At 75.6% G+C, this 1849-nt stretch carries 2 protein-coding genes; one reads left to right on the top strand and one right to left on the bottom strand.

Annotated elements, in window-relative coordinates; translation table 11 throughout:
• Positions 1 to 35: 35 nt before the first annotated feature.
• Entirely contained in the window at positions 36 to 869 is an 834-nt protein-coding gene (gene truA, locus ACWEVO_RS35995; RefSeq protein ID WP_452311863.1) for a tRNA pseudouridine(38-40) synthase TruA, read from the top strand.
• A gap of 6 nt (positions 870 to 875) precedes the next feature.
• Here the strand turns inward: truA and ACWEVO_RS35990 are convergent, their stop codons facing one another.
• A complete protein-coding gene (locus ACWEVO_RS35990; RefSeq protein WP_452311862.1) occupies positions 876 to 1763 on the bottom strand; it encodes a hypothetical protein in 888 nt (295 codons plus the stop codon).
• Positions 1764 to 1849: the final 86 nt, after the last annotated feature.

Here is a 1849-nt window from a genome sequence, read left to right as displayed (position 1 = left end):
GTGCCGGGCCCGACGGCGTGAACGGGAGGTACGAGGTGGACGAGCGGACCCGGCTGCGGCTGGACGTCTCGTACGACGGCACCGGGTTCTCCGGCTGGGCCGCCCAGCCCACCCGGCGCACGGTGGCCGGTGTGCTGATGGAGACGCTGGACCTGGTCCTCGGTGCGGGCACCGCGACGGGGCTGACGGTGGCCGGCCGGACCGACGCCGGGGTGCACGCCACCGGGCAGGTCTGCCACCTCGACCTGCCGGCCGAGGTCTGGCGGCAGCACGACGGGAAGTTGCTGCGCCGGCTGGCCCGGCTCCTCCCGCCCGACGTGCGGGTCCGGGCGATGACCGAGGTGCCGGCCGAGTTCGACGCCCGCTTCTCGGCCACCTTCCGCCGTTACGAGTACCGGGCGACCGACGCCCCGTGGGGCGCCGAGCCGCTGCGCCGCACGGACACCCTCGCGTGGCCGAAGCCCCTGGACCTGGCGGCGCTGAACGCCGCCGCGGCGGGGCTGGTGGGGGAGCACGACTTCGCCGCGTACTGCCGGCGGAAGGAGAATGCCACCACGCTGCGCGAGGTGACCCGGCTGGACTGGCGGCGGGACCCGGACGGGATCCTGGTCGCCACCGTGCAGGCCGACGCGTTCTGCCAGAACATGGTGCGCAGCCTGGTCGGCGCGATGCTGGTGGCCGGGGACGGGCGGCGGCCCGTCGAGTGGCCGGCGAGCCTGCTCAGCCGGCGGGAACGGTCCAGCGAGGTGACCGTGGCGCCGGCGCACGGGCTGGCCCTGGTCGAGGTCGGCTACCCGGACGACCCGGCGGGGTACGCCCGCCGGGCCGAACTCACCCGCCGGCTGCGGGTGCCGGTCGCCGAGGGCTGAGCGCGCTCAGTTGACGGTGCCGTCCTGGCCGGTGAGGCCGTCCGTCGCGGCCTCGGTGGGCTGGCTGGCCACCCCGCCGTTCGCCCGGCGGTCGAGCACGCTGCGGTTCAGGTACGCCTCGATCAGGTCGTACAGGATCTCCCGGGCCTTGGCGTCGGTGCTGGCGATCCGCTCCCCGTCGGTGCGGGTGACCAGGCAGTACGCGATGTAGTGGCCGCGTACCTGCCAGCCGACCCGGGCGGCGGCCTTCGCCACGGTGTCGGTGCCGTCGCCGGCGGTCATGCCCCGGAACCGGCCCTGCCGTTCGTCGAGCAGCTGCCGGATCCGGTCCCGCGCACGCTGTGCGCTGGCCACGTCGGTGAGGTTGAACAGGCCGGCGGTGAGCAGATACTTCCCGTCGGGGGAGCGGAGCGTCGCGCGGACCACCTGGTTGCAGCCGAGGCGGACCAGCAGGTCGGCGATCTCGCCGCTGGCCGCGACCGCGCAGCTGCCGCTGGAGTTGGTCCTGAGCACGTCGTACGCCGGCTGGCCGTCGGCGACCACCAGTTGCCGGCCCGGGAAGACCTCCTTGGCGGTGAGCGCCGACTGGTCGGTGTCCCGGGAGTCCAGGTCGGTCCCGTCGGCCGCGGCGGACTGGTCCACCACCGGCTGACCCGTGGGGGAGCCGGCCTGCGGGGTACCGGTCCGGTTCTCCAGCAGGGCGGCGATGGCCAGCCCGCAGAGGGCGAGCAGCACCAGGACGGCGGCTCCGCCGATCAGTGCCTGCCAGGCCCGGCCGCCACGCCGGCGTTCGTCCCGGCGCGGCCGGGGCAGGTCGAGTGGCTCGGTGGGCCGGAACGCCGCGCCCTGCGGTGGGCGGGGCCCGCCGCCGGTGGCCGGCTGCGGTACCGGAATGGTGGTCGCGGGCGCGGCCGGCTCGGTCGCGGCGAGGGGTTGGGGGAACTGCGTTGTTCTGAAGGGAAAGGTCAGGGGGCAGGCAG

Source organism: Micromonospora sp. NPDC003776 (genome assembly GCF_053605645.1).
This window is presented reverse-complemented; position numbering and strand designations above follow the sequence as displayed.